The sequence below is a fragment of the Paraburkholderia solisilvae genome (genome assembly GCF_902859875.1).
Lineage (GTDB): Bacteria > Pseudomonadota > Gammaproteobacteria > Burkholderiales > Burkholderiaceae > Paraburkholderia > Paraburkholderia solisilvae.
Window position 1 is genome coordinate 70986 of the sequence record NZ_CADIKF010000028.1, and the last position, 26951, is coordinate 97936.

Genomic DNA, 26951 nt, shown 5'->3' on the forward strand with positions numbered 1-26951 from the left:
GGCGATGATGGCTGCCACACGATCCCATTCATCGGCGAAAAAGGCCGGCGCGCCGCATCCGTCGACGCGCGCGAAGGGCGGCCGGCCGCCGCGTCAGCGACACGCGCATGCTGCGCAGCGCGCCAGCGCGGCTGCCGGCAACAAGCCGCGGCGTTGGTCGCACGAGGTCATGGAACATAGCGATGCGATGGACCTCGCGCCCGACATCTTCAAGTCGGGCAGTGCGCACGACATAGCGGAATCGCTCAAGCGCTCGTCGACGCGCAGCAAGCGGCGCAAGGGCACACCGTTCCAGTCCGCGATGTCGATGCTCAACTTTTACATCAACCGCGCGGGACGCAACCTGCCGAAGGCGCGGCGCGATACGCTGCAGCGTGCGAAGCGCGAATTGCGCGTGGTATTTGGCCGCGCGCCCTAGCGCGTGCGCCGCGTGCACACGTCGACGCCTGCGCCATTCTTGTCGATACCGTTCGACGTCCGTTATCGTTGCCTGCGGCTTGATGCCTACCTATAACTAGAAAGCATCTCAGCGCAGATAGGCCACACGGACGTCCGCCCGGCCCGGCTTCAGCACGCATGCCTCACGAACGGCCTGAGGCCGCGCCCTTCCTTTCACGGACGTCTCCCGCAAGGGGCGACCGTCATGAAGCGAATACGCAGGCGCGGCATGCGGGTCGGCTGCATGCTGCTGCTGTCGAAGACGATCACGATCGATGCCGTCGCCGCGTGCAGCAGCGCCGCTCCACCGTCTGGAACGTCAGTCACCTGTACCGGCAACGGCTTCGCTCCGGTGATCGCGCAAGCGGGCAGCGCGAATATCGCTGTCAATGTGGCGGCCGGCGCATCCGGCAACTTCGCGCGACCGGGCAGTCCGGTTGCGCTGAGCGTCGAGCAAAGCAGCGCGATCACGAATGACGGCACATTGTCGCTAACGGGTTCGGGCGGCACCGGCACGCAACGCGGCGCGGCGATGCTCGGCACGGGCAACGGCAATACGTTGACCAACACCGCCAACGCCACGATCGGCACGAGCGGCGCATTCAACGACGCGATGGCCGCGAACGGCAGCGGCAATACGTTGATCAACCTCGGCACGATCACCACCGCTGGCCCCAACGCATACGGATTGACGGCCGCGTGGGGACAAACCAATCTCGGCCAGCAGAACAATCGGATCATCAACGCGGGCTCGATCAGCACGTCGGGCAGCAACGCGCGCGCCGCATCCATTCTCGGCGGCGGCGGCACGCTCGACAACAGCGGGGCGCTGTCGACGAGCGGCGCGATGAGCGTGACCACGTATATGCAAGGCAACAACGACCATCTGATCAACACCGGAACGATTCGCGCGAGCGGCCAGGGGGCCGATGCGGTGTTCTCGAACACGGTGAGCAGCACGTTCAGCACGCTGATCGAGAACCGCGCGGGCGGCCAGATCGTGTCGCAAAACGCGGCGGCCATTCGCACGCTCAATGGCAATTCGACCGTGGTCAACGCGGGGCTCGTGCAAAGCGGCGCCGGCACCGCGATCGCGATGGGCAACGGCAACGATGCACTCGTTCTGCAAAGCGGTTCGACGATCATCGGCGGCGCGGACGGCGGCGGCGGCACGAATACCGTGACGCTGCAAGGCAGCGGCACGGCGGCAAACGCGTTCGTGAACTTCCAGACACTGTTGATGCAAGGCGCGCTGTGGAACTGGACCGGCAGCGGCACGTTCACGGCCGTGCGCGTGCAAAGCGGCACGCTCGCATTGACAGGCACGCCCGGCGCGCCGGCATCGGTCGCGGCGTCGGTCGACGCTGACGCGACCCTGCAGGCTAATGCGCAGAACCTGCCGCTCAACGTAATCGACAATGGCCTCGTGCGTTTTGCGCAAGACGCGGACGGCGTGTACAGCGGAACGCTTGCGGGCGGCGGCGCCGTGCAAAAGACCGGCGCGGGCACGCTGACACTCGCTCCCGCGGCGGTGAGCGGCAATACCTATACGGGCGGCACCCTGCTCACGCAAGGCGCCGTTGCAATCGGCGCGGACCGCGCGCTCGGCGCATCGACAGGCGGTGTCACGTTCGACGGCGGCACATTGCAGATCACGCAAGACGTCGATCTCGCCGCAACGCGCGCGATCACGTTGAACCCCGCGGGCGGTACGCTCGACACACAGGCGTTCGACTCGACACTCGCGCAGCCCGTCACCGGTAGCGGCTCGCTCACGAAAACCGGCACCGGCAGTCTGGTGATGAACGGCGTCAGCACGTATAGCGGCATCACGAATCTGGCCGCCGGCACGCTCGCGGTCGGCGACTCCGCCCATGCCGATGCGGCGCTCGCGGGCGGTGGCGGCGTCACCGTAGCCGCGGGTGCGACGCTTGGCGGATATGGCTCGGTAAGCGGCGCCGTAGTCAATAACGGCACGCTCGCAGTGGCCAACGCATTGCCGGCATTCAGCGCGGCGCCAGCCGGCAGCTTCACGGTGAACGGTACGCTGACCAATAACGCGCTCGTGCGACTCGGCAGCTCAACCGGTGCGACGCCGGGCAATCTGCTGCATATCGTGGGCGTCTATGCCGGTCAAGGCGGCACGCTCGCGTTGAATACGGTGCTCGGCGCGGACGATGCGCCGTCGGACCGCCTGATCGTCGACGGCGGCCGCGCAAGCGGTTCGACCACGCTGCAAGTCACGAATATCGGCGGCATGGGCGCGCAAACGACGCTGAACGGCGTCCGCGTGATCGAAGCCGCGAACGGCGCCACGGCCGATCTGTCCGCGTTTCGACTCGGCGCACCGGTAAAAGCCGGCGCGTATACCTACTACCTGGCAAAAGGCGGCGTAACGCCTGGCATGACGAACGACTGGTTCCTGCGCAACACGGTTGCAGCGCTGCCGGTGCAGCCGGCCGGGTCCTCGGCGCTGCCTGCCGCGGCACAGCAGTCGACTCCCGTCGCCGCCGCCGGCACCCCGCCGCTGCCCGCCGCGCCGCCGCCCGGCTCCGCGCCGATTCCGCTGTACCGCCCCGAGGTGCCGATCTATGCGGCGCTTCCCGGCGTTGCGCGGCAACTGGGTGTCCAGCAAATCGATCACTTCCACGATCGCCAGGGCGATCAGACCTTGCTGACCGGACACGGCACGCTGACCGCCGCCTGGGCGCGCAGTTGGGGCAGCCATAGCGTACTCGCGGAAGACGGCGCGGCGAGCCCCACGTTCGACGGTTCGAGCTTCGGTGTGCAGGCGGGGCATGACCTGTACGCGGACACCCACGCAAGCGGCGCGCGCGACCACTACGGTCTTTTCATCGGCTTTGCGCGCGCAAGCGGCAACATCAGTGGCTTTGCGCTCGGTACGCCGAATCTCGACGTCGGACACGTGGCGATCGATGCATATAGCGTCGGCGGCTACTGGACGCATGTCGGCGCAAGCGGCTGGTACACGGATGCGGTCGTGATGGGCAATTCGCTCACCGTCGAACCCCAGTCACGCGACGGCGTCGATACGACCACACATGGTCACGCAACCGCCGTGTCGATCGAAGGCGGCCTGCCGGTGCCGTTGCCAATTTCGCTAGCAGGTGCGGGCGGCAGCGCGTTGACGCTGGAACCGCAGGCGCAACTGATCTGGCAGCATCTGTCGCTGGACGATCTGAACGACGGCATATCGAGCGTCTCGTTCAATAACGGCAATACGTTCACCGGCCGGCTCGGCGTGCGGCTGCAGGGCAGGTTCGATGCGGCCGCCGCGCAAATCGAGCCGTATCTGCGGCTGAGCGTGTTGCGCACGTTCGGCACCGACGACCGCGTGACATTCGCGGGCGCCACCGGCATCGGCACCGTCGTCGGGCAAACCGCTGCACAGATCGGCGCGGGCGTCGTCGCGCAAGTCGGCAAATCGGCAAGCCTGTATGCGACCGTCGCATGGCTCACGAATCTTGGCGGCGCGCATCAACGTACGATCGGCGGCAATGCAGGCGTGCGCTGGAACTGGTGAGTGCGCGCTGCCGCGCGCACGCGGCGGCAATCATTCGACATGCACGGGCGAGGTTGTGCTGGCGACGCTGTCGCCGCCGTGCCGCTTTTGCTGCGGCAGAGGCTAGCGCTCATGTCTGGCTACGGTTGAGGCCACGCAAGCATCCGCCGCGCGCGGCATCGCGCCGATCGTCGCCGCCCCGCGCATGCGATCGGACCCCCACCGTCGCGGATGGCGCGAGCGCGCAAAACCTGCGAGACTTTCATCTTGACGACGCAACCGGGCGTCCCGCGCCCTCTGGATATGGCTCGCCGCGCCCCCACCTACGGTCGCATGACTTCCGGCGCTTCCTTTGCCGGCACACTCGCCGGGTTCCATCCGGTGGTCGCCGGCTGGTTTTCGAATACGTTCCCCGCTCCAACCGATGCGCAGACCGCCGCATGGCCGCTGATCCGCAGCGGCCGGCCGACGCTCGTCGCCGCACCGACCGGTTCCGGCAAGACACTGACCGCTTTTCTATCCGCACTCGACGACCTTGTGCGCGAAGGCCTTGCGAATGGCGGCGCGCTGCCCGACGCGACGCTCGTTGTCTATGTGTCGCCGTTGAAAGCGCTGTCGAACGATATTCGCATCAACCTGCAGGCGCCGCTCGCCGGCATCGCACAGGAGCTGGCCGAACGCGGACTGCCGCCGCTCGAGATCCGCACCGCCGTGCGCACCGGCGATACGACGCAACAGGAGCGTGCCGCGTTGCGCAAACGTGCGCCGCATATTCTCGTCACCACGCCCGAATCGCTTTACGTACTGCTCGGTTCCGATTCGGGCCGCACGATGCTGTCGACGGTGCGGACCGTGATCGTCGACGAGATTCACGCGATGGCGGGCAGCAAACGCGGCAGCCATCTCGCGCTGACGCTCGAACGGCTCGATGCGCTGTGCGGGCGGCGCCTGCCGCGCATCGGGCTGTCGGCCACGCAAAAGCCGATCGGCGCAGTGGCGCGCTTTCTGGTGGGCGGTGCGGGCATCGATAGCGCACAGCCCGCCGATTGCGCAATCGTCGACGTCGGCCATGTGCGCGAGCGCGACCTCGCACTCGAGATTCCGCCGGTGCCGCTCGAAGCGGTGATGTCGAACGATGCGCGGGAGCTCGTCTATAACCGGCTCGCGGAACTGGTCGCGCAGCATCGCACCACGCTCGTGTTCGTCAATACGCGCCGCATGGCCGAGCGCGCCGCGCGGCATCTGACCGAACGCCTCGGCAAGGACGCGGTGGCCGCGCACCACGGCAGCCTCGCAAAGGAACATCGCTTCGATGCGGAGCAGCGCCTGAAACGTGGCGAGCTGCGCGTGCTGATTGCCACCGCGTCGCTCGAACTCGGCATCGATATCGGCGATATCGAACTGGTCTGCCAGATCGGTTCGCCACGTGCGATCGCACCGTTTCTGCAGCGTGTCGGACGCTCGGGCCATCAGGTGGGCGGCATGCCGAAGGGCCGCCTCTTTCCGGTGTCGCGCGACGACCTCGTCGAATGCGCGGCGCTCCTCGATTGCGTGCGGCGCGGCGAACTCGACGCGCTGCACATTCCGCGCGCGCCGCTCGACGTGCTCGCGCAGCAGATCGTCGCCGAAGTGTGCAGCGCCGAATGGAGCGAAGATGCGCTCTTCGAGCGGTTTTGCCATGCGGCGCCGTATGCGGACCTCACGCGCGAGCAATACGACGCCGTGCTCAGGATGCTTGCCGAAGGGTTCACGACGCGTCATGGCACCCGTGCCGCGTATATCCATCGCGATGCGGTGAACGGCACACTGCGCGGCCGGCGCGGCGGAAAACTGTATGCGGTCACCTCCGGCGGCACGATTCCGGAAAACGCCGACTACGCGGTGATCCTCGAGCCGCAGGGCGTGCAGGTCGGCACCGTCAACGAGGACTTCGCGGTCGAAAGTCTGGCCGGCGATATCTTCCAGCTCGGCAATGCGTCGTACAAGATCCTGCGCGTCGAGAGCGGCCGCGTGCGCGTCGAGGATGCGCAAGGCCAGCCGCCCAATATTCCATTCTGGCTCGGCGAAGCGCCGGGGCGCAGCGACGAACTGTCGATGGGCGTGGCGCGACTGCGTGGCGAGATTGACCGGATACTCGCGGGAGAGACTGACAGCGGCGCCGGCAGCGGTGTCGAGTCTTCGCCAAGGATGGTTGCGCGCGCAACAGCGTCGGGCCGGCGCGATGAACGCATCGCAAGCGCCACACTGGACGTTGCGAATGACGCTGCGATTGACGCCGGCCCGCAAGCCGCTGACCTCGCAGCGCCGTTCGAGATAGAAACAGCAACAACCGATGTGGCCATCGCGGAACGCCCGCGTGCCGGCCGCGAAATCGAGCACGCGATCGACTGGCTTGTCGATGAAATCGGTATGACGGAGCCCGCGGCGCGGCAGATCGTCGAGTATCTGGCGCGCGCGCGCCAGGCGCTTGCCGCGCTGCCGACGCAGGATACGCTCGTGATGGAGCGCTTCTTCGACGAATCGGGCGGCACGCAACTCGTGATCCACACGCCGTTCGGCAGCCGCCTGAATCGCGCGTGGGGTCTTGCGCTCAGAAAGCGCTTTTGCCGCACCTTCAATTTCGAACTGCAAGCCGCCGCGACCGAAGACGCGATCATCCTGTCGCTGACCGGCAGTCACAGCTTCGCGCTCGACGACGTATGGCGCTATCTGAATTCGAAAAGCGCCGAGCATCTGCTGGTTCAGGCGCTGCTCGACGCACCGCTTTTCAACGTGCGCTGGCGCTGGAACGCGACCACGTCGCTTGCACTGCCGCGCTACACCGGTGGCCGCAAGACCGCGCCGCAATTGCAGCGGATGCGCAGCGAGGATCTGCTTGCGGCGGTGTTTCCGGACCAGGTCGCGTGCGCGGAAAATATCGTCGGCGAGCGCGAGTTGCCGAAGCACCCGCTCGTCGATCAAACCGTCGACGACTGTCTGCACGAGGCGATGGACACCGAAGGCTGGCTGCGCCTGCTGCGCCGCATCGAGCGCAAGCAGGTCACGCTGATCGCGCGCGACTTGCCCGCGCCGTCCGCGCTCGCAGCCGAGATTCTGACTGCGAAGCCGTATGCGTATCTCGACGACGCGCCGATCGAAGAGCGACGCACACAAGCGGTGCTGAATCGCCGCTGGACCGACCCGGCGTCCACCGACGATCTCGGCGCGCTCGACGCGGACGCAATCGCAAGTGTGAGTGAAGAAGCGTGGCCGCAAGTACGCAGCGCCGACGAGATGCACGAAGCGCTCACCACGCTCGCTTGCGTGACCGATGCCGAAGCGCAGCAAAACGAAGGGTGGCCCGCGTGGCTCGCTGCCCTGACGCAATCCGGTCACGCGACGCGCATGCAAATCGCGCAACGCGACGCATTGTGGGTGCCTGTGGAACGGCTCGCTTGCGTGCGCGCACTCTACCCCGATGCGCCGCTCGAACCGAAGCTGCGCCTGCCCAAAGGCTACGCGGATGCATGGAACGAAGACGATGCGCTCGTCGAAGTCGTGCGCGCGCGGCTCTCGGGCTTCGGCCCGCTGCCGGTAGCGGCGCTTGCCCGTGCGCTCGCGCTGCCCGCATCGAGCGTTGCGCAAGCGCTGGCGAAGCTCGAAGCAGAAGGTTATGTGATGCGCGGCCGCTTCACGCCCGGCGCCACCGGCGAGCAATGGTGCGAGCGCCATCTGCTCGCGCGCATTCATCGCTATACGGTGCGCAAGCTGCGACGCGAGATCGAGCCGGTCGAGCGTCACGATTTCATGCGCTTCCTGTTCGCGTGGCAGCGCCTGACACCGGACACCCGCGGCACCGGCCGCGACGCGCTCGCGGCGGTGCTCGATCAGATGGAAGGCTTCGAAGCGGCGGCCGCCGCATGGGAAGAAGACATCCTGCCCGCGCGCCTGAACGACTATTCGCCAATGTCGCTCGACGAACTGTGCCGCGCGGGAAAGATTGTCTGGACTCGCTTGACCGAACGTTCGCGTGCCGCGAGCGCGCCGGTGCGCAGCACACCGGTCGTGCTGTTGCCGCGGCGCCATCTGGGCGCGTGGGGCGCGCTGTTCGATCCGCAGAAGCAACCGGAACTCTCGCCGCGCGCGCAGAGCGTGTACGACGCGTTGGCCAGCCACGGCGCGATGTTTTTCGACGAACTCGTGGCCGATGTGCATCTGCTGCCGGTGGAACTGGAAAACACGCTGGGCGAACTGGTCGCCGCGGGCCTCGTGCATTCGGATAGCTTTGCCGGCTTGCGCGCGTTGCTGAAACCCGCAGCGAAACGCAATGCGTTTCATCATGGCCGCCGCCGCGCCGCGATGCCGCTGATCGGCGGGATGGACGACGCGGGACGCTGGGCGCTCGTGCAGCGGCGCAAGTTTTCAGCTGCGGATGACGCGACGGCGCGCGGATCCGCGACAGCCGCGTCCAGTGTTCCCGCCTCCCGCCGCGCGCCGTTCGCGCCGGACGTCATCGAGCATATCGCGCTGACGCTGCTGCGCCGCTACGGCGTCGTATTCTGGCGGCTGCTCGAACGCGAGGCCGAATGGCTGCCGCCGTGGCGCGACCTGCTGCGTGTCTATCAACGGCTCGAAGCGCGCGGCCAGGTGCGCGGCGGCCGCTTCGTCAACGGCCTCGCCGGCGAACAGTTCGCGCTGCCGGACGCGATTGCCGTGCTGCGCGAGGCACGCCGCCGCAATCAGGAGCGGCACGACGAGCACAGCACGTTCGTCTGCGTTGCCGCAACCGATCCGCTCAATCTGGTCGGTACACTGCTGCCGGGCGACAAGGTGCCGGCTGTCGCCGGCAACCGCGTGCTGTTTCGCGACGGCGTGCCGGTCGCCACGCTCGTGGCGAGCGAGTTCCGCTATCTCGAAGACATCAACGACGGCGCCGCGCGCGAGCAGATGCGCGCATGCCTTGCACGGCGGCGCTGACAGGCCACGCGACGGCGTCTGCCCGTCTTCTATCCGGAATGCATATTCGCGCGCGCCGCGCAGTGCCAGCACATGTTCTGTGCCGGCGCGTTCGCCTTGAAGTTTCGCGCTGACTTCATTCTTGAATGCAAAGAACACTGGCCGCAAACGGCTCAGGTCGTCTATCCGGATGCCGTCGGTATGTGGCGCAAGCTTGAATCACGTCCGCGAAATCGCTGGGCATGCCGTCGATGGCGCCCTCATGTGAAACCTCCAGACGATGCAAAACCGTTGCATTGTCGTGAATCGATCGTGACAGGCCACGTACCGATTGCTATTAAGAATGTTCTGCGCTAAACCGTTAACCTGTTCGGAGCCCGAAAATCCCGAACACCCTTCGCTACAATGGGGACCGTCTTCCGCCAGCCGACATCTGTCATCTGCTTGCCCGTATCCGTTTCTTGCACGTTTTGCCGAAACCGATACCGCATAGGTGGCAACTTTGCCCGGATACCCTCATTCATGAACGACGACCAATACGATCAGGTGCATCAGGCGCTCTACGCGCGGTTCGGCACGCACAGCCCATGCTGGCGTCTGTCGAACGACAGCAACGCGCTCGAGTTGTCGCCCGTCACCGGCAACGGGCCGGCTACCGCCGCGGTCGCGCTGACCGCGCAGCAGGCCGCGCAGATTCGCCGCCTGACCGGCGTGACCTCGCACCTGACGCTCGACATCCATCTGTATGGCGAACGGTTGCGTCTGCATCTGGTCGGCAAAAAACTCAATGGCAGCACGTGGGCCGGCACCGCATCGGAATACGACGACACCGAATCGGTCGCGCGCGATCTCGTGCATGGGTTGTCGTTTGCCGAGCAGGTCGTGTCGGAAGTGAATTCGGTGGTCGTGATCGTCGACCGCAATGGCCGTATCCAGCGCTTCAACCGTCTCGCCGAAGAACTGACCGGCATGAAGGAAGAAGATGTGATCGGGCGCAGCGTCTGGGCGCTGTTCATGTCGACGGAGGCCGGCGCCGCGTCGAGCCAGAATATCTCGGGCTTCTTCAATCGCGGCGTGTCGTACGAGGTCGAGCGGCTCGTGCGCACGGTGCACGGCGAGCGGCTTTTCCTGTTTCGCAACAAGTTCGTGCAAAGCGGCAGCGGCATGGACGAACAGTTCCTGATCTGCTCGGGTACCGACATTACCGAGGAACGCCGCGCGCAGGAGCGCCTGTCGGAACTCGCGAACACCGATTCGCTGACCGGCCTGCCGAACCGCAACGCGATCCAGGACAAGATCCGCACCGCGATTGCCAGCGCGCCCGCCGATACCTCCGTCGGCATCCTGTTTCTCGACCTCGACAACTTCAAGAAGGTCAACGACCACTACGGACACGTGTTCGGCGACCGGCTGATTCAGGATGTATCGGCCACCGTGCGCGACTGTCTCGATGAGGGCGATACCCTCGCGCGCCTCGGTGGCGATGAATTCATCGTGCTATCGTCGCCCGCGACCGCCGCGTCGCTCGAAGCGACCGCGCAGCGTATTCTCGAACGTCTGCGCACACCGTTCAGCCTCGGGCTCGTCGAGGTCTATACCGGCTGCTCGATCGGCATCGCGCTCTTTCCCGAACACGGCGACAGTCTCGAATCGCTGGTTCGCGCGGCGGACACCGCGATGTACGTCGCGAAGGACGGCGGAAAACGCACCTATCGCGTGTTCTCACCGGAAATGAACCGCAAGGTCGCCGAGTATATGTGGCTCGATACGAACCTGCGGCGCGGTCTCGACGAGGGCCAACTGGTGCTGCACTACCAGCCGAAACTGTCGCTCGCGACCGGCGCGGTGTGCGGTGTCGAGGCGCTCGTGCGCTGGCACTCGCCGGAGCGCGGACAGATCATGCCGAACGAGTTCATCCGCTACGCGGAGGAGTCCGGACTGATCGGGCCGCTCGGCCGCTGGGTGATGCAAACGGCCGCCGCGCAGGCCGCGCAATGGAAGGCGCGCGGCCTCGCCCTGCGCATCGCGATCAACGTGTCGGCGCGGCAACTGGTCGATACCGCGGTCGTGCGGCATTTCAGCGAAGCGCTGCAGAACGCGAACCTCGACCCGTGTCTGATCGATCTCGAGCTGACCGAGAGCTGCCTGATCGAAGACGAAGCGGCGGCGATCGACCTGATCACCCAGTTCCGCAAGCTCGGCGCGCAAGTGCATCTCGACGACTTCGGCACCGGTTATTCGTCGCTGTCGCAACTCGGCCGCATTCCGCTCGACGTGATCAAGCTCGATCGCAGCTTCGTGCGCTCAATCAATTCCGACCGCAAAGCGCAGGCGCTGGTGCGGTCGATGGTGGCGGTCGCGCAGGCGCTGCAACTGCAAGTGGTCGCCGAAGGGATCGAAACCGAAGCCGAGGAGCTTTTCATGAAAGGCCTCGGCGTGGAATACGTGCAAGGGTATCTGTACAGCCAGCCGATGCCGGCCGCTGAATTCGAACAATGGCTGGTCGACCGGCAGAAGGTCCGGCTGATCGCCTGAACGGCGCATATCGCGCGACCCGCAAGACCCTCTGCCCGCCCGCGCGCCGTGCCGGGCTGTTTGCTTCCTTCCGTGGAACTGCGTTCGTCCGCCTGCTGCCGTCCGTGCTTATCCGGTTGCGGCCGGTTGCCGTCCGGTTTGCGGCCCGCTTGCGTCCGTCTGCGACTCTTCATGCGCTCAGGTCGCGCACCTGGTTGCGCCTTGGGTCGCCGTCGCAGCTGTGCATCCTGATGCGGCCTTACGTACCCTCAGGCAACGCTCGCGTTGTGATGGCGCAAGTTCGTCGTCCGACGGTTTTGCAACGTCACGAGCCGCTCCATAAACGCCAGATCCTTCTCTTCGATCATGAACGCGGCTTCGACCCAGTCCTCGGTAATTTCCATCAGCTCCGCGCGCGACAGTTGCAGCACCCGCTGGCGCGCGCGCACCATCGCGCGTATGCCGTTGAGCTTCGGCCGCAACGTATCGATGAACGTACGCGTGGCCATATACGCGTCGCCGGGCTCGAACAGGTGATCGACCAGCCCCTTCGTCGAGTGCCATTCCGCCGTATGCGATTCGCCGCCGCCGATCAGTTCCTCGGCGAGCCGCATGCCGGCGCGCCGCGCAACCAGCGAATAGCCGCCCATTCCCGGAAACAGATTGAACGCGATTTCGGGGAAGCCCATGCGCGCATCGTTCTGCGCAAGCACGAAATGATGCGCGAGCGCCGCCTCGAAACCGCCGCCGAGCGCCGTGCCTTCGATCATCGCGATCGAAATCGCGCCGGTATCGAAGCCGCGGGCCGCCGCATGCACGCAATCGACGCAGGCGCGCGCGTAGGCCATCAACGCCTGGCGCCGGCCGGCGCGAATCGCCTCGGCAAAGAAACTGAGATCCCCGCCGACGTTGAACATGGTCGGAATCACCGAGCCGGTCACCCAGAAATCGATCGGCACACCCGACTCCCGAGCCGCATGCGCAAGACTCAGGATGTCGTGCACGAGCTCCAGGTTGAAGCACGGACGCGGTTGCGCGCGCAGCATCATCCACATGATGTTGCGTTCTTCCTCGTAAAAGGCCGAGATTTGAGTCAGATTGCCCGCTTCGACAAACGGACGACATGCGTGATGGCTATTCAGGTTCATTTCCGATGGTCCTTTTTAGGTTATAAAACGTCGGTGGAGCTATACGAGCCTAAAACAGACCACAATCCCGCGAGAGCGGCTGGCCAACACTTCTGCACATTTAAACGGGGTCCGCGCGCAAGTCCGCCCAGCGCGGCTTTCACGGTAACTCGTACCGACGTTTCATGACGCAAACGATTGCGATGGAAGAAATGCTACGGATACCCGATCAAGCCACGGCAGGGGGTGGATGGGTATTACGCCATTAGAACCTTTGCTTCAATCTTCCTGTGGAATTTCCTTTCCATTTATGCAATGTGATCCGGATATATTCCTATTGCATTTTTTATTGGAATTATCAGAGAAAAGGAATGCCGCGGGGCGGCCATCGGACGGGACAGGGCGGTTGGGCCGCTGCGACCGCGGCCCGGTGGGGAACACCGTGCATGCACAACACTTGCGCATGCACGATGCAGTGCTCAGGATACCCGACCTTCAGGGGGCCGTGGCAATGACCCCGGCCACGCAGGCTGTCAGTTTTTTGCCATACGGCACATGCAAAAACTCGTTCGGGCCATGCGCGTTGGATTTCGGACCCAGCACGCCGCACACCATGAACTGCGAACGCGGAAAGCCCGCTTTCAGCACATTCATCAGCGGAATCGTGCCGCCCTGCCCGATATACGCGCAGTCGGCGCCGAAATGCTGGCGTGACGCGTCGTTCAGCGCGGCGCCGAGCCACGCTGCGACGTCCGGCGCGTTCCAGCCGGTCGCCGCGCCGCTATCCGGCTTGAACGTGACTTTCGCGTTGTACGGCGGATCGAGCTCGAGCAATGCCTTGAGTTCGTTGACGGCCTGGGCCGCGTCCACCAGCGGCGGCAGCCGCAACGACAGCTTGAATGCGGTGCGCGGACGCAGCACGTTGCCCGCATCGGCGAGCGAAGGCAACCCGGCCGCGCCCGTCACGGACAATGACGGACGCCACGTCGAATTGAGCAGCGCCTCTCTCGGGTCGGTGGTGGTCGGCAACACCTGATGGCCGTCCTGACCGCACGCCCACGGCATCTTCTTCCACACATCGTCGCCCAGAATGTGCGCGGTGGCTTCCGCTTCACGCAGACGCTCCGGCGGAATCGGGCAATGAAAACCCCTGGGCAGCAGATTGCCGTTCGACGCATCTTCAAGCCGCTCGAACAGTTGCCGCATGATGCGAAAGCTCGACGGCGCAATGCCGCCGTACGAGCCGGAGTGAATGCCCTCGTCGAGCACCTGCACGTCGAGATCGCCGGACACGAGGCCGCGCAGCGAGGTGGTGAGCCACAGCTGATCGTAATTGCCCGCGCCTGAATCGAGGCAGACAACCAGCCCGACCTTGCCCAGCCGGTCGCGCAGCGCATCGACGTACGGCAGCAGGTCGTAGCTGCCCGATTCCTCGCAGGTTTCGATCAGCCCGACGCAGCGCGGCCGCTCGACGCCCTGCGCATCGAGCGCCGCGAGCGCGGTGACGCTCGCATAGATCGCGTAGCCGTCGTCGGCGCCGCCGCGGCCGTAGAGCTTGCCGTCTTCGAGCTTCGGCGTCCACGGTCCGAGGTCGTTGCGCCAGCCGGCGAACTCGGGCTGCTTGTCGAGATGGCCGTACAGCACGATCGTCTCGGTACTGCCCGAGCGCGTGGCCGGCGTCTCGAAGAAGATCACCGGCGTGCGGCCCGGCAAGCGCACCACTTCGAGCTTCAGTCCACGCACTGGCTGCGTCTGCGCCCACTGCGCCGCGTCGGTGACGACACGATCGATATAGCCGTGCTGCTGCCAGTCGGCGTCGAACGCCGGACTTTTGGCCGGCACGGCAATATAGTCGGTCAGCGCGGGCACGATCTCGTCGTTCCATTTGCGCTCGACGAAATCGCGCAGTGTGTTGTGATCCAGTTTCGATTGCGTGGCGGAGTCGGAGGTCATCGCAGCGTGTCCGGTCGGTGAAAAAAGCACATGATAGTCCCGATCACACAGGGTGCCCCGCGCGATGCGCGCAAGCCGCATTCGCGAGACAATAGGCGCATCCGTCATACATCGCATCCCCCCGGCACCCTGATGAAGAACCTCATTGTGCAAGGCGTCGCGGCTGTCGTCGCGCTGGCGCTCTATTTCCTGCCGTCGATCATCGCGGACCGGCGCAAACGCTACGATCTGCTGACGATCGCACTGTTCAACGCCGTCGTCGGCTGGACGGTGTTCGGCTGGCTGCTTTCGCTGTACTGGGCATTGCAGCCGAATCCGCCGAAGAACGTCGCCGGAGAAATCGAGCAGTCGCGCAAGCGCATAGGCATGCGCACCTTTTCGACGATGCTCGGCGAGCGGGTGCGCTTGCGCACGTCGCGCAACGGCACGCGCGAGCGTTCGTCGAAGTAGCAGCGCTTTCGTCGCGGTAGCGAAGCCACGCGTACGCGCCGGCGAACGGGATATCCCGCCTCGACTGTCGAGCGCCGCCGGTCGCTGTTGACATGTCGCGGCTAGCCGCAACACCCGTTGTCGTGGAATAATCGGCGCGTTCGCGCAACTGGCGCTACGAGATGGACACCCATCGGGGAGCGCGAACCGGGTCGCGGCGTCAATCACCGTTCGCCGCAGCCTCGCACCGCCGCGCGCCTGGGCATTGCCTCGATCTTGTCATGGAGACATGCAATGCCTGAACTCACCCCTCTGCTGGCCTTCGGCTTCGTCGCCTTGGGCATGGCGCTGACGCCCGGCCCGAACATGATCTACCTGGTCTCGCGCTCGATCTGCCAGGGTCGCGTCGCCGGGTTGATCTCGCTCGGCGGCGTCGTGCTCGGTTTTATCGTCTATATGCTGTGCGCGGCATTCGGCATTACCGCGTTGCTGCTCGCCGTGCCGTTCGCGTACGACACGCTGCGCTTCGGCGGCGCAATCTATCTGCTGTGGCTCGCGTGGCAGGCCGTCAAGCCAGGCGGTCGTTCCCCGTTCCAGGTGCGCGAGCTGCCCGCCGACAGTCCGCGCAAGCTGTTCGCGATGGGCTTTGTGACCAATCTGCTGAATCCGAAAATCGCAGTGCTTTATCTGTCGCTCTTGCCGCAGTTCATCGATCCGCAGCGAGGCAGCGTGCTGGGTCAATCGCTTGCGCTCGGCTTCGTGCAGATCGCGTTGAGCATGAGCGTGAACGCGGCGGTCGCGCTGACCGCGGGCTCGATCGCCGGATTGCTCGCGCGCCGGCCGGCATGGCTCGTGATCCAGCGCTGGATGATGGGAACGGTATTGACGGGTCTCGCGGTGCGCATGGCGATGGAAGCGCGCCGCTAAGGCATTTCCCTGCGTGCGTCTTCAGGGAAGCGCGGCCCGGATAAATTTGTGCAACTGCACCGAGCCGGCCGGAATCGAGCGCGGCTCGCAGCGCACGTCGTCGAATTCGAAGATGTCCTGACGCAATTCGCCATGCTCATCGAACCACTGGCAGACCAGCCGGTCGACGGCGGAGCCGCCGATGGGCCCCATATAAGTGACAGTCATGCGCGGGCCGCCGGCTTTCAACGTGACAACGTCGCCGACGTTGAATTGCCCGGCTTGCGGCATATCGAATGGTTGGAGAGAAGCAGTCCGCATGATGTCCCCGTTATAAGCGTAGTGTCGAGCCGTCTGATCAAACACCGCCATAAACGTACTACCCGAATCAATTTAAGAGTGCCGCAAGATTAACAATCAGATTTTCCCCAGGCAAGTGTTTTCTAAAACAAATCGGTCTCGATGCGATTTAAACGAATTTATAAAATATTTTAGAACGCACGTTCAGCATCTTATGGGCTGGAATCGCTGTCAGATACGAGGCCCTGCGCTGTAAGGATTTGCCTATTTCCTACGCAGGTTACGCGCAGGCGTGACGGTTGTTGTAATGTTTATTCCGACGAAACGCTGTCATACGGCCGCAATAATCGTAGTTAACTACCAAGGCGACTGGCTTAAATCAGATAATCTGCTCACCAATAAATCAACCAATCATTGCTGAACCTCGATAACGCGCCGCGGCGTGAATGGCGTGCGAGAAGTGATGTTTTATAAGGGTATTTGCCAGGCAAACGCATAATGCCTGACGAATATCTGCCCGGTTCACGCACAATTCTTCGCCGCGCGATGTTCCCGCGCCTGCGCCTCGCGCCGCGCGCGCTGCTGATGGCGCACCACCAGGACGCTTAGCAGTACACACCCCGCGAGCAGCGTCGCGTTGATGCTGAGGCTGCGTTCGAACGCGTGCGCGTAAGCCTGCGGCGTGTCGTGGCCCTGCACGGTGTCGAAGAACACGCCGCTGATCGCCGCGATGCCGAATGCGGCGCCGATCTGCAGCGTCGTGTTGACCACGCCCGACGCGAGTCCCGCCTTCTCGGGCGCGACCTCCGACAACACCACGCGCATCACCGACGGAAACACGAGTCCGTGGCCGACGCCCGCGCAGACGAGCCCCGCATAGAGCAGCGGCCCCGGCTCGATGTACCGCAACGCGGCCCAGCCCGTCACCGTGAAACCGATGGCGAGCAGCGCGCAGCCGAGCGTCAGCACATGCGTGCCGATCCGCGCGACGACCGCAGGCGACGTCAGCGGCCCGAACACGAAGCCGATCGCGAACGGCATGATCGCGAGCCCCGCTTCGAGCGCAGACCAGTGCAGGCCAGTCTGCAGGTAGATGCCGTAGGTGAGGAAGAACGCGCTATTGCAGTAGAACAGGAACGCGACCACGAGGCCGATTGAGAACGCGCGATTCCGGAACAGTCGCAGGTCGACTAGCGGAAAGCCCCCAGCGCGCACGATGCGTTGCTCGACGCTGATGAAAAGCGCAAACACCGGCACACTGAGCGCGAACATCGCGAATGTCCACCACGGCCAGCCAGCCTCGCGGCCGTGCGTGAGCGGGTAGATCAGCAGCAGCAACAGCAGCGACAGCAACGCCACGCCGATCACATCGACCTTGGTGCGCGTCGGCTGCCGGCTCTCCGGAATGAACTTCCACGCGCCGGCAAACGCGAGCAAACCGATCGGCACGTTGATCAGGAAGACCGCGCGCCAGTCGAGCCCGAACGGATGGTAAGTGATCAGCGCGCCGCCGCCCAATTGGCCGACGATCGACGACAGACCGTAGACGAAACCGTAGAAGCCGATGACTTTCGTTTGCCGATGCAACGGCACCACGGCGCGGATGGTCGCGAGCACCTGCGGCACCATCAGTGCGGCCGCCATGCCCTGCAAGATGCGCGCGCCGACCAGCATCAGTCCATTGGTTGCGAGACCGCACAACGCCGACGCGATCACAAAGCCCGCCATGCCGGTCATGAAGATCTGTTTGCGGCCGAACAGGTCGCCGAGCCGGCCGCCGGTGATCAGCAGCACGGCGAATGCCGATGCATAGGCGGAAATGATCAGCTGCAATTGCGCGTCGCTGGCGGCAATGCCGGTATGAATCGACGGCAGTGCAAGATTGACGATGAAGTAGTCGAGCGGTGCGAGAAACGCGCCGACCAGCAGCACGACGAGCGCGATACCCGTGTGTTCGGCGTGCGGCGCCATCTCGGACCCGCCAGCGGATGTCGCCGGGTGCCGAGGACCGCTTGCCTTGTCCGCTTCTGGAGGGTGAATGTCTTTCGTATTCATGACTGTTCGTTCAATAAATCGACAAAAAAATTTAGTCGGACTCGAGGCTTGACCGCACCTAACGCGTCAGTGCTCGCAGCGCGATATCGACGACCGCTTCCAGTTCGTCCGCGTTGCGTTTGACCTTGCCGGCCACACGCAACCCTTGTGTCATGCAGTACAGGTAGTCGGCGACCGCTTTCTCGTCGAGCGCCGGATCGAATACGCCCGCGGCCTGGCCGCGAATCACCGCGGCCGCGAACAGCGTTGCAACGCGCCGCTGGATTGCAGTGAGTTTCGTCAGCAGTGCTTCGTCGTGCGGCTGCATTTCGAGCGTCGCATTCGTAATGAAGCAACTGCGATGACCATCGAGTGCCGCCGCGACACGCGCGTGATGCATCAGCGCATTGCGCAACGCCTGCTCGGGCGACACGTCCGCATTCAGGCGTTCGACAAGTCCCGCGATCGACCCTTCCGCATAATGATCGAGCGCAGCGAGCATCAGGCCGTGCTTGTCGCCGAATACGCCGTACAGGCTGCCGCGCAGCACACCGGTCGCCTTGACGAGGTCGTCGATCGACGTGGCGTGGTAGCCGTGTCCCCAGAACACCCTGGCTGCCCGGGCAAGCACAGTGTGGGTATCGAATTGGCGGGGACGCCCGCGCGAAGACTCCGCAGCGCGCTTGCGGGCGGCTTTCCTGGGAACGATGGGATCAGACATGCGCCCGATTTTATGACTGGGCAGTCAACAAATCAAGGTCCGTGATGCGTGGACCGGCCACGCATCACGGCATGCAGCAAAGTGGGTAGCAAACGAAGCGACGCTCAGGTTTCGAGCCTGGCATCCATCGTGATGGTTGCATTCAGCACTTTCGAAATCGGGCAACCGGCTTTCGCGTCCGCCGCGGCCTTGTCGAATTTGGCCTTGTCGCCCCCGGGGATTTTCACCACCACGTCGAGATGTGACGCGGTAAGCGAAAAGCCGCCGCCGTCTTTATCCAGCGTCACCGTTGCGGTGGTCGAGATGCGCTCCGGCTTGATGCCGGCCTTGCCCAGTTCCGCGGACAACGCCATCGAAAAGCAGCCCGCGTGGGCGGCAGCAATCAGCTCTTCGGGATTCGTGCCGACACCGCTTTCAAACCGCGTCGAGAATGAATACTGCGTGTCCTTCAGCACGCCGCTGTCGGTGGAAATCGCGCCCTTTCCGTCCTGCAGACCGCCTTGCCAGACTGCCGATGCCTTGCGCTTCATTACGCTCTCCTGTGGTTGCCTCGTGCGCCATACAGCATTCGCTGTGCCGCGAAGCCGTCCGCAACGGTCGCGCCCGGATTTTTCTGCGGAAACGGTATCGCTCGCAAACGCTGCACCGCACTTCAGGCACAGACGTGGACCGAACTTCATCATAGGCTTAACGTCGCGACGCCGCGATGAAGCTGCGATGACGATGTCGTGCGGCTTCGTTCGGTGATTACGTTGCTGCGGTTGCAGCAGTGGCAGCGTTTATTCGAACGTGCTTTTCTGCTTTTTTGCACGCCCGGTCGTCAACGTCGAGACCTCCGCTCAGCTCCGCCGCGCACCGACTCGGCCGATCAGCCTTGCCGTGGCGAGCAACGAACCGTTGTGAGACGACCCGTTTCTACAGACAGCGAGCTGAATTCCCATCGGGGGCGCCCACGCACGACTGGCGACCGCTGCACCGCCCATCGTTGCCGTTGCCTTGCTACATAACCGTTTGAGCACGCTGACAACAGCCCTTCTAACGCGATGCTAGTATCCGAACCAGTTCGCTGCCCGGCTCGCCCGATCCACACCGTTCGCCCTGAACCGGTGCATCTCTTCCGCCCTTCGAAGGCGAAAACCGACCCGAAACAACGCAGGCGAAACAGCGACTCCAACGCGGCAATAGACCCCACATTCCGCGGCTCCAGGAAAAGGTCGCGTCGATTTTCCGACGCGCTACGCGCTCAATTCACCGCAGTTTCGAGGAGGCAACATGATCGATCAGGTTGAGTCCACCGCTTCGCAGCCGGTTCACGAGCAGATCAGCGTCACTCGCATCACGCCGTCATATTGGCAAGTCACCTTTCATAACCCTCCGTTCAATCTTTTCGGCCCGGATTCAATCCCGCAGTTCCAGGCGGTGGTCAACGAGATCGAAACCACGCCCGATCTAAAAATCGTCGTGTTTCAAAGCGACGTGCCGGGTTACTTTCTGACCCATTACGACTTCATCCCGCCGTTGTCCGACTCGACGCGCCTCGAGCCTGGTCCGACCCGACTGCATCCACTGCCCGACATGCTCGTGAGGATCAGCAAGTCGCGAGTGGTCTCAATCGCCAAGCTGCGCGGCCGCGTGACCGGCGTGGGCAGCGAGCTTGCGCTCGCCAGCGACATGCGCTTCGCCGCGCTGGAGAATCTGCAGATCTCGCAGTGGGAGGCCGGCGCGGCTTTCGCGCCCGGCGGCGGCCCGATGGCCCGCCTTCCGCGCCTGATCGGACGCGGCCGCGCAATGGAAGTGTTGCTCGGCGCGGACAACCTCGATGGCGAAACTGCCGACAGGTTCGGCTATGTGAATCGCTCGCTGCCCGATGCACAGCTCGATGACTTCGTCGACAAACTGGCCCGACGCATCGCCAGTTTCGACGGACAAGCACTCGCGGACATCAAGCAGGCGGTGAACTACGCAAGCCTGCCGCCCGACGCTGAGATCGCCGCAGGCTGGGATCTGTTCATCTGGTCTGTGCAACGGCCCGAACCTCAGTACCGCATCGGCGAACTGATGAAACGCGGACTGCAAACCAATCCGGAGATTGAGCGCAACCTCAATCACTACACCGAAGTAGTCGGCAAACGCTAGGCGATGGCCAGATCGACGCCCGTGCCCGCAGGTTCTGCGTCCGGGCCGGCGTCGGTTCGTTCCGGCGAGGCTTGCTGTAACGGCTGGCGATGTTCCAGGACTTTCACGATGGTCGATTCGTGATTCAGTCTTCCGCCGCTGATGCTTTGCACCTGACGCAGATCCACAACCAGCACGTCGCCTTTGCCGAAGCGCTCGCCGGCGTCGATTTTCTTTAGAAACGCCGGGTCTTCAATCGATGCGCAGAAGGTTGCAAGACCGTCGTGCACTCGCCACCTGTTGCCGTCCTTGAATGTTAGCGACTCGATTTGCAGCAACTTGTGCGTCGTCGTATCCGAGACAACATCTGCCACAGCCTCTGTTGTACAAGCGCTGAACGATGCGATTTCGTCGTCGTGAACGTCGAGAACGACCTTGTCGCGCATGACCACGCCGAAGTCGGTGATGCCTTCGCGCGCCAACGGCGAAATGACTTTCTCCAGACTGGTACGCACGATTTTGTTCCGGTAGAGCTTTATCACGCGGAAGTCGACTTCGATGGACTCCGTTTCGGAAACATGGACGGCGGAGACTTCACCTTTCTGTTCGATGCGCACCGGGCGCCGCCCCTTCAACCGGCGCAACAGGCCGATCAGACCGCCGCTGCCGATGAATCCGACCATGGTCATGATGGCGTAGCCGTTCGAGATGGCGGTCGCGCCACTCCCCGAGAAAATGCTCCGGATTTGCGACAGCAGATGCTGGGTGGCGACCAGGTCGATACCGAACGACCCCGCCTTGAAGCTCGCATTGACATGCACACGAAGGCTGGCCGCTTCTCCATTGAGTTCGTGATTGGCTGCGGTGAGCAGGTCTGCGATGGCGATCAGTGCGGGCGCAAGATCGCGCACGTCCATACGGTGTTCGATCAACGCCGGACCGTCGAACAGCACATGAAACTGCTGATGGTTGCTCATTTCCATAGTTCAGGAGCGCGGCGCTAGTACCGCGAGGCAGTGGAACATAAACGGCATGTTGCACCGAAATACCGCAGGCTGACAAATGCAACGCAGTCCTTAATCCTGGCTAGGCAAATGCCTATTTCGTCGGTAGTTCCTTGGCCTATGAACTCGGCGTGCCCAACGTGACACGACCATCTCAGACATCAAAAGAAAAAACCCCGTCCGGCATACGCCAGACGGGGATCAATTTACGTCCCTTCTCTACGCACAACGACCCAGCTTAGAAGCGATGACGCATACCGACCGTCGCTACCACCTGGTTGCCCGTCGACGACGCGCCGCCCGAGTTGTTGATGAACGCGACGAAGTCGTGGCCCGTCACGTGCTGGTACATGCCTTCCGCGTACACGTCCGTGCGCTTGGACAGCGAGTACACGGCTTGCAGGTTGACCTGGTTCCACTTCGGATCCGAACCGAACGTCGAGCTGTCGGTCACGTGGCCGTCCGTGTACGTGTACGCAACACCGAGGCTGATTGCCGGCGTCAGCGCATACTTGCCGTTCACTTCATAGTTGTCGAAGCGCACGTTGCCGCCTGCCGAACCGAACGACGTCGAGCCCTGATACATGCTGTGCGTGTACACGAAGCCGAGCAGCGCCGGTCCGATCGCATAGTTCAGGCCGGCGCCGAACGTGCGCTGTACGTCCGCGCCCAGCACGAAGCCGCCGGTGCCGTTCGAATTCGATTCGGCGACGTCGATCGCGCCTGCCGTGTTGGCCGCGCTGTTCGAACCGTTGATCTGCAGGTAACCGGCCGCGAAGTTGAAGCCAGCGTACGAATAGCTCGCGCCCGCGCTGTACGCACGGTTCACGGCGAAATCGTCGTTGTTCGAGAACGCGTACAGGCCGCCGAACTTGAAGCCGCCGTAGTTCGTGCTCGTGTACTTGATCGAGTTGTTCATCCGAACCGAGTGGTTCAGGTTGTCGTTGTCGAACGGGTGAGCGAAGCCGGTGTCGCCGAACGTGCCCGACGTGCCCGACAGCGGTGCGACAAAGTCGACCAGCGTGTCGTACTGGCGGCCCAGCGTCACGCTGCCGTACTGGTTGCTCGACAGACCGACGAACGCTTGCCGGCCGAACAGGCGGCTGTGCTGCGCGAGCGTGCCGTTGGACACGCTGAAACCGTTTTCGAGCACGAAGATCGCATGCAGACCGCCACCGAGATCTTCGGAACCACGCACGCCGAAGCGGCTGCCGTTGATCTCGCCACTCGTTGCCTGGAACAGCGACCCATGGGTGCCGCCTTTGACGACGTTATTCGTATACGCCAGGCCGGCATCGATGAGGCCGTACAGCGTCACGGAACTTTGCGCATGCGCGGTCGACGCGGCAAACGCCGCGATCACCGCTGCGGGGATAGCGATTTTCTTCATTGAGGGTAGCTCCTTCGTGTGGAAACCGGATTGGACGGCGAACGAGAGTATAGGGAGCTACCCGCAATAAGCATCCCGCCATATAGCGCAATACTGTTCGTCTATATCAGCGGTGATACTTTCATAAAACTGTAATACGCAGGTCGGACAAAGCTTTACGCGAGATCCAGCACACTTCGCTTGTGGCTTTTACACACACGCTGTATGGAGGTCGTGGCGTGCTCACAACGCGGCATGCGGTTGCCGATTTGCGCAGGAAATTCGAAGCACTTGAGAACGCAGGGCGGGTTTGATCGATATGGCCGAAACCCGCACGCAGCGGACCTGTGCACAGCGTGTCACGCTGCGCCGGGGCGAGCGCCGGGATGGGTTTGCGCAAGCGCAATTTTCTAATTCTGTTTTATATCCCGCTGAATTACGCTTACCAAACTTGACAATCACGCTTTCAATTTCATTTTTCGCATCGATTCAACTTTATTCATATAAATGAAAGTCGCGTTTCTCAATAATTATCAGCGCCTATTGAGAAATACGCGTCATGCGACGCAATAATGCTTTCAGAGTATTTCCGAAATTTGCATTAATCGGCCATGCCGCGCGACGATTGACGCGGGGAGCGAGCGGCACGGCCGCAAACCGGCCCGCCCGCTCCCCGCACGCGATCACGCAAGATGACGCAACGCCCCCGCCCGTCGCCGTTACAGCAACGCTACAACCCGCACGTCGCCCTGCTCGGCCGATGCGACCACCTTGCCATCGACGCGCCGGAACGTGATCGACACCGACGCGTCGCCGACCCGCAGATCGCCGACTTCGAGCCAGTCGATGCCGTCCGGCAGCATCGGCTGCTCGATCAGCACCTCGCGGCGCGCGGCGTCGATCGTCACGCCGAGACACGCCTCGAGCATCATGAACGGCGAGCCTGCCGCCCACGCCTGCGGCAGACAGGCAACCGGATACGCGGTCGGCGGCTCGCCGCGCCGCCGCGGAAAGCCGCAGAACAGCTCCGGCAAGCGCATATCGAACTTGACCGCCGCCTGGAAGAGCGCCTGCAGCAGGTTCACTGCGCCGCCCTTGCCGCCATAGCGAACCAGACCGCGCGCGCACAACGCGTTGTCGTGCGGCCAGACCGAGCCGTTGTGATACGCCATCGGATTGAAGCGCGGCTGGTCGGCCGCGAGCGTGCGCACGCCCCAGCCGGTATGAAAGAGCGACGAGCCGAGCGCATGCGCGACCGCCTCGCCGCGCTTACGTTCCGGCAGCCCGAACGCCAGCAGGTGTCCCGCGTTGGACGCGAGCACGCGGCACAGCTCGCCATGGCCGTCGAGCGCGATCCCGTAGAACTTCAGATCCTCCATCCAGTACAGTTCTTCGACGCGTTCACGGATCGATTTCGCACGCTGCGTGTAGCGCGCCGCCTCGCCCGCGTCGCCGCGCAGCGTGGCGAACTGCGCCATCGTGTCGAACGCGGCGCTCGCATAGGCTTGCACTTCGACGAGCGCAATCGGGCCGTCCGGGAAACGGCCGTCGGCATGGAACACCGAGTCGTGACTGTCCTTCCAGCCCTGGTTCGCAAGACCGCCGTCGGACGCGCGCTGGTAGTCGAGCAAGCCGAAGCGGTTGCGGTCGCACACACCCGCCACCCACTTCGCCGCGCGCTCGAGCGCGGGCCACAGTTCGTTGACGAGCGCCGTGTCGCCGGTGCGCTTCACGTACGCGCCCGCCAGCACGATAAACAGCGGCGTGGTGTCGACGCCGCCGTAGTACAGCGCGAACGGCACTTCACCGGTGGCCGCCATCTCGCCGCGGCGCAGCTCGTGCATGATCTTGCCGACCGCGGCGTCGCGGAACGCCGATTCTTCGAGCGCCTGATGCTTCGCGAGGAAGCGCAGCACGCCGCGCGCAAGTCCTGGTTGCAGCCACAACGATTGCAGCGACGTGATCACCGCGTCGCGGCCGAACGGTGTTGAAAACCACGGAATGCCCGCATACGGATACGGGCCGGTTTCGAGATCGGTCGTGAGCAGGCTCAGGTCCGCGTGCGAACGGTCGATCCACGCGTTGAAGAGCGGGTTGCTCGAACGCACGCGCGCCGATGCGCGGCGCCGCTCGCGCATCATCAGATGCGCGTCGACCAGCGCCGCGCGCACCGCGGCACGGCCGACCCGTGGCCGCACCGTGTCGATTTGCGACGTGTGCGCTTCGCTGAATGCATGCGTCGGCTGCGCGACGGCCGCATCGCCGCGCCCGTGCTTTGCCTCGACCTCGACTGAGACCGACAGATAGATCGACACGCACGCCTGGGCCGGCAGGCGCACCGAGTAGTCCGCGCGGCCGGCGAACAGCTTGTCAGGCGCCGGCGAAAATGCGATCCGCACACGGCGCGTCACGTCATCGAGGCCGACGTAGCCGAGCAGCACCTCGCCGTTCTCGACCCGCGCCGGTTCAATCGTGCCCTGCTTCGGGCGCTTGAGCCCGCGCACCTCGAACATGTCGCGAAAATCGCTTGCAAACGAAATGGATAGCGGCACGACCGCGTCGTTCGTGCCGTAGTTGGTCAGCTCGATCGCCTCGTTGAGCACCGTGCCGCACAACACGCGCACGCGCTCGACGTGAATCACGCCTTCGGGCGTACTGTCTCCGCCCAGCGGCGGCAACGGTCGATTGGTCAGGTGCGCGGTGAATGCGGTGTTGTCGCTGCTGACGCTGCCCGACAGCAGCGACGGCGCCCGCCCGCCGAAGGTCAGGCGCAATTGCGACAACACGCGCGTGTCGTTGACGAACAGGCCATCGTCGACGCCGGTGATGTCACCCAGCGGGTCGTTGACGATAAATGTGCCGCCCGATTTCAATACAGACTGGTTGGGACTCGCTACGTTCAGGTTCTCCGGCGCGATGAATGCGCCGTCGTCTTCCTGCTCCTGATAGTCCACGCTGCCCGCGTGCGTCAGTCCTCCGAGTGCTTCCGGATTCTGCATTCACTCCCTCCTGTGCTCGTCTATGCTGGTCGATCCTCGTTCCGATTGTAGAGGGTCTACGTGAAATGGACACGTCCGCGTTGCGCACATGCACCATTCATTTCACCGATGCGCGCGGATATCCGGGACGAAAGCGAAAATTCGCATCGCGAGACGGCGCAGACATGGGGGACAGCGGATGTGGCACGCGTCGTGCGGTCAGCGGCCCGGATCGGACGGGCCGCGCATGACATGGCATGACATGAGGAGGGGAAGATGAATGGCAGACGGTGCGCGCGGTATGCGTGGCGCGCGCCGCGATGACCTCGCCGCGCGCCGCGCCTCGCGGGTTTTAACGCTTCGCGAGCGGCTTCGCTTCGCGCGGCGTTTCGCCGATAAAGAGCTGACGCGGGCGGCCGATCTTCTGCTCCGGATCCGCAATCATCTCGTTCCACTGCGCAATCCACCCCACCGTGCGCGCCATCGAGAAGATGCAGGTGAACATCGACGTCGGAATGCCCAGCGCGCGTTGCACGATGCCCGAGTAGAAGTCGACGTTCGGATACAGCTTGCGCGACACGAAATATTCGTCTTCCAGCGCGATC

The 26951-nt window shown here is 63.9% G+C and carries 17 protein-coding genes and 1 riboswitch; of the genes, 7 read left to right on the top strand and 10 right to left on the bottom strand.

Annotated features, from left to right (window positions below):
- Positions 1 to 7 precede the first annotated feature (7 nt).
- From HV675_RS18210 to pdeR, 4 genes are all read left to right on the top strand, one after another.
- Positions 8 to 418 carry a DUF3175 domain-containing protein gene (locus tag HV675_RS18210; protein WP_175112326.1) on the top strand — a complete coding sequence of 137 codons (411 nt, stop codon included), beginning with the start codon at positions 8 to 10 and terminating at the stop codon, positions 416 to 418.
- 225 nt (positions 419 to 643) lie between these two features.
- Positions 644 to 3982, top strand: a complete 3339-nt coding sequence (locus HV675_RS18215) for an autotransporter outer membrane beta-barrel domain-containing protein (RefSeq protein ID WP_246270371.1) — start codon at positions 644 to 646, stop codon at positions 3980 to 3982.
- 282 nt (positions 3983 to 4264) lie between these two features.
- On the top strand, positions 4265 to 8917 hold the full coding sequence (locus HV675_RS18220; protein WP_175112327.1) for a DEAD/DEAH box helicase: 4653 nt from the start codon (positions 4265 to 4267) through the stop codon (positions 8915 to 8917).
- A gap of 501 nt (positions 8918 to 9418) precedes the next feature.
- Complete coding sequence (gene pdeR, locus HV675_RS18225; protein ID WP_175112328.1) at positions 9419 to 11431, top strand: cyclic di-GMP phosphodiesterase; 2013 nt, start codon at positions 9419 to 9421, stop codon at positions 11429 to 11431.
- Between the two features lie 248 nt (positions 11432 to 11679).
- Here the strand turns inward: pdeR and HV675_RS18230 are convergent, their stop codons facing one another.
- Positions 11680 to 12558: a crotonase/enoyl-CoA hydratase family protein gene (locus HV675_RS18230; protein WP_175112329.1), complete on the bottom strand. Its 879-nt coding sequence runs from the start codon at positions 12556 to 12558 to the stop codon at positions 11680 to 11682.
- A 474-nt stretch (positions 12559 to 13032) separates the two neighbouring features.
- On the bottom strand, positions 13033 to 14490 hold the full coding sequence (locus HV675_RS18235; RefSeq protein WP_175112330.1) for a M20 family metallopeptidase: 1458 nt from the start codon (positions 14488 to 14490) through the stop codon (positions 13033 to 13035).
- Between the two features lie 132 nt (positions 14491 to 14622).
- Here HV675_RS18235 and HV675_RS18240 point away from each other — a divergent pair, with 132 nt between their 5' ends.
- Together HV675_RS18240 and HV675_RS18245 are read left to right on the top strand one after the other, a co-directional pair.
- Positions 14623 to 14940 (top strand): superinfection immunity protein, encoded by a 318-nt coding sequence (locus tag HV675_RS18240; RefSeq protein WP_377700541.1) that lies wholly within the window; start codon positions 14623 to 14625, stop codon positions 14938 to 14940.
- Between the two features lie 134 nt (positions 14941 to 15074).
- Positions 15075 to 15190, top strand: a riboswitch (ZMP/ZTP riboswitch).
- A 23-nt stretch (positions 15191 to 15213) separates the two neighbouring features.
- A complete protein-coding gene (locus HV675_RS18245; RefSeq protein WP_175112331.1) occupies positions 15214 to 15846 on the top strand; it encodes a LysE family translocator in 633 nt (210 codons plus the stop codon).
- A gap of 21 nt (positions 15847 to 15867) precedes the next feature.
- On the opposite strand, the gene HV675_RS18250 is transcribed toward HV675_RS18245, so the two are convergent.
- The 4 genes from HV675_RS18250 to HV675_RS18265 form a co-directional block, all read right to left on the bottom strand.
- A complete protein-coding gene (locus HV675_RS18250) occupies positions 15868 to 16146 on the bottom strand; it encodes a YodC family protein (protein WP_175112332.1) in 279 nt (92 codons plus the stop codon).
- A gap of 501 nt (positions 16147 to 16647) precedes the next feature.
- Entirely contained in the window at positions 16648 to 18096 is a 1449-nt protein-coding gene (locus HV675_RS18255) for an MFS transporter (protein ID WP_246270373.1), read from the bottom strand.
- Positions 18097 to 18238: 142 nt separating this feature from the next.
- Positions 18239 to 18880, bottom strand: a complete 642-nt coding sequence (locus tag HV675_RS18260; protein ID WP_175112334.1) for a TetR/AcrR family transcriptional regulator — start codon at positions 18878 to 18880, stop codon at positions 18239 to 18241.
- 104 nt (positions 18881 to 18984) lie between these two features.
- Complete coding sequence (locus HV675_RS18265) at positions 18985 to 19410, bottom strand: OsmC family protein (RefSeq protein WP_175112335.1); 426 nt, start codon at positions 19408 to 19410, stop codon at positions 18985 to 18987.
- A gap of 742 nt (positions 19411 to 20152) precedes the next feature.
- Here HV675_RS18265 and HV675_RS18270 point away from each other — a divergent pair.
- Positions 20153 to 21016, top strand: a complete 864-nt coding sequence (locus HV675_RS18270) for an enoyl-CoA hydratase/isomerase family protein (RefSeq protein WP_175112336.1) — start codon at positions 20153 to 20155, stop codon at positions 21014 to 21016.
- Here the strand turns inward: HV675_RS18270 and HV675_RS18275 are convergent.
- The 4 genes from HV675_RS18275 to HV675_RS18290 all read right to left on the bottom strand — a co-directional run.
- Entirely contained in the window at positions 21013 to 21972 is a 960-nt protein-coding gene (locus HV675_RS18275) for an LAPAL motif-containing putative phage structural protein (protein WP_175112337.1), read from the bottom strand. The two genes, HV675_RS18270 and HV675_RS18275, sit on opposite strands and share 4 nt — an antisense overlap.
- Before the next feature lie 265 nt (positions 21973 to 22237).
- Positions 22238 to 23389, bottom strand: a complete 1152-nt coding sequence (locus HV675_RS18280) for a porin (protein ID WP_175112338.1) — start codon at positions 23387 to 23389, stop codon at positions 22238 to 22240.
- Positions 23390 to 24087: 698 nt separating this feature from the next.
- Positions 24088 to 26367, bottom strand: coding sequence for an amylo-alpha-1,6-glucosidase (locus tag HV675_RS18285; RefSeq protein WP_175112339.1), 2280 nt, complete (start codon positions 26365 to 26367; stop codon positions 24088 to 24090).
- A gap of 331 nt (positions 26368 to 26698) precedes the next feature.
- Positions 26699 to 26951 (bottom strand): citrate/2-methylcitrate synthase (locus tag HV675_RS18290; protein WP_281364052.1); only part of this gene is annotated, 253 nt, incomplete at its 5' end.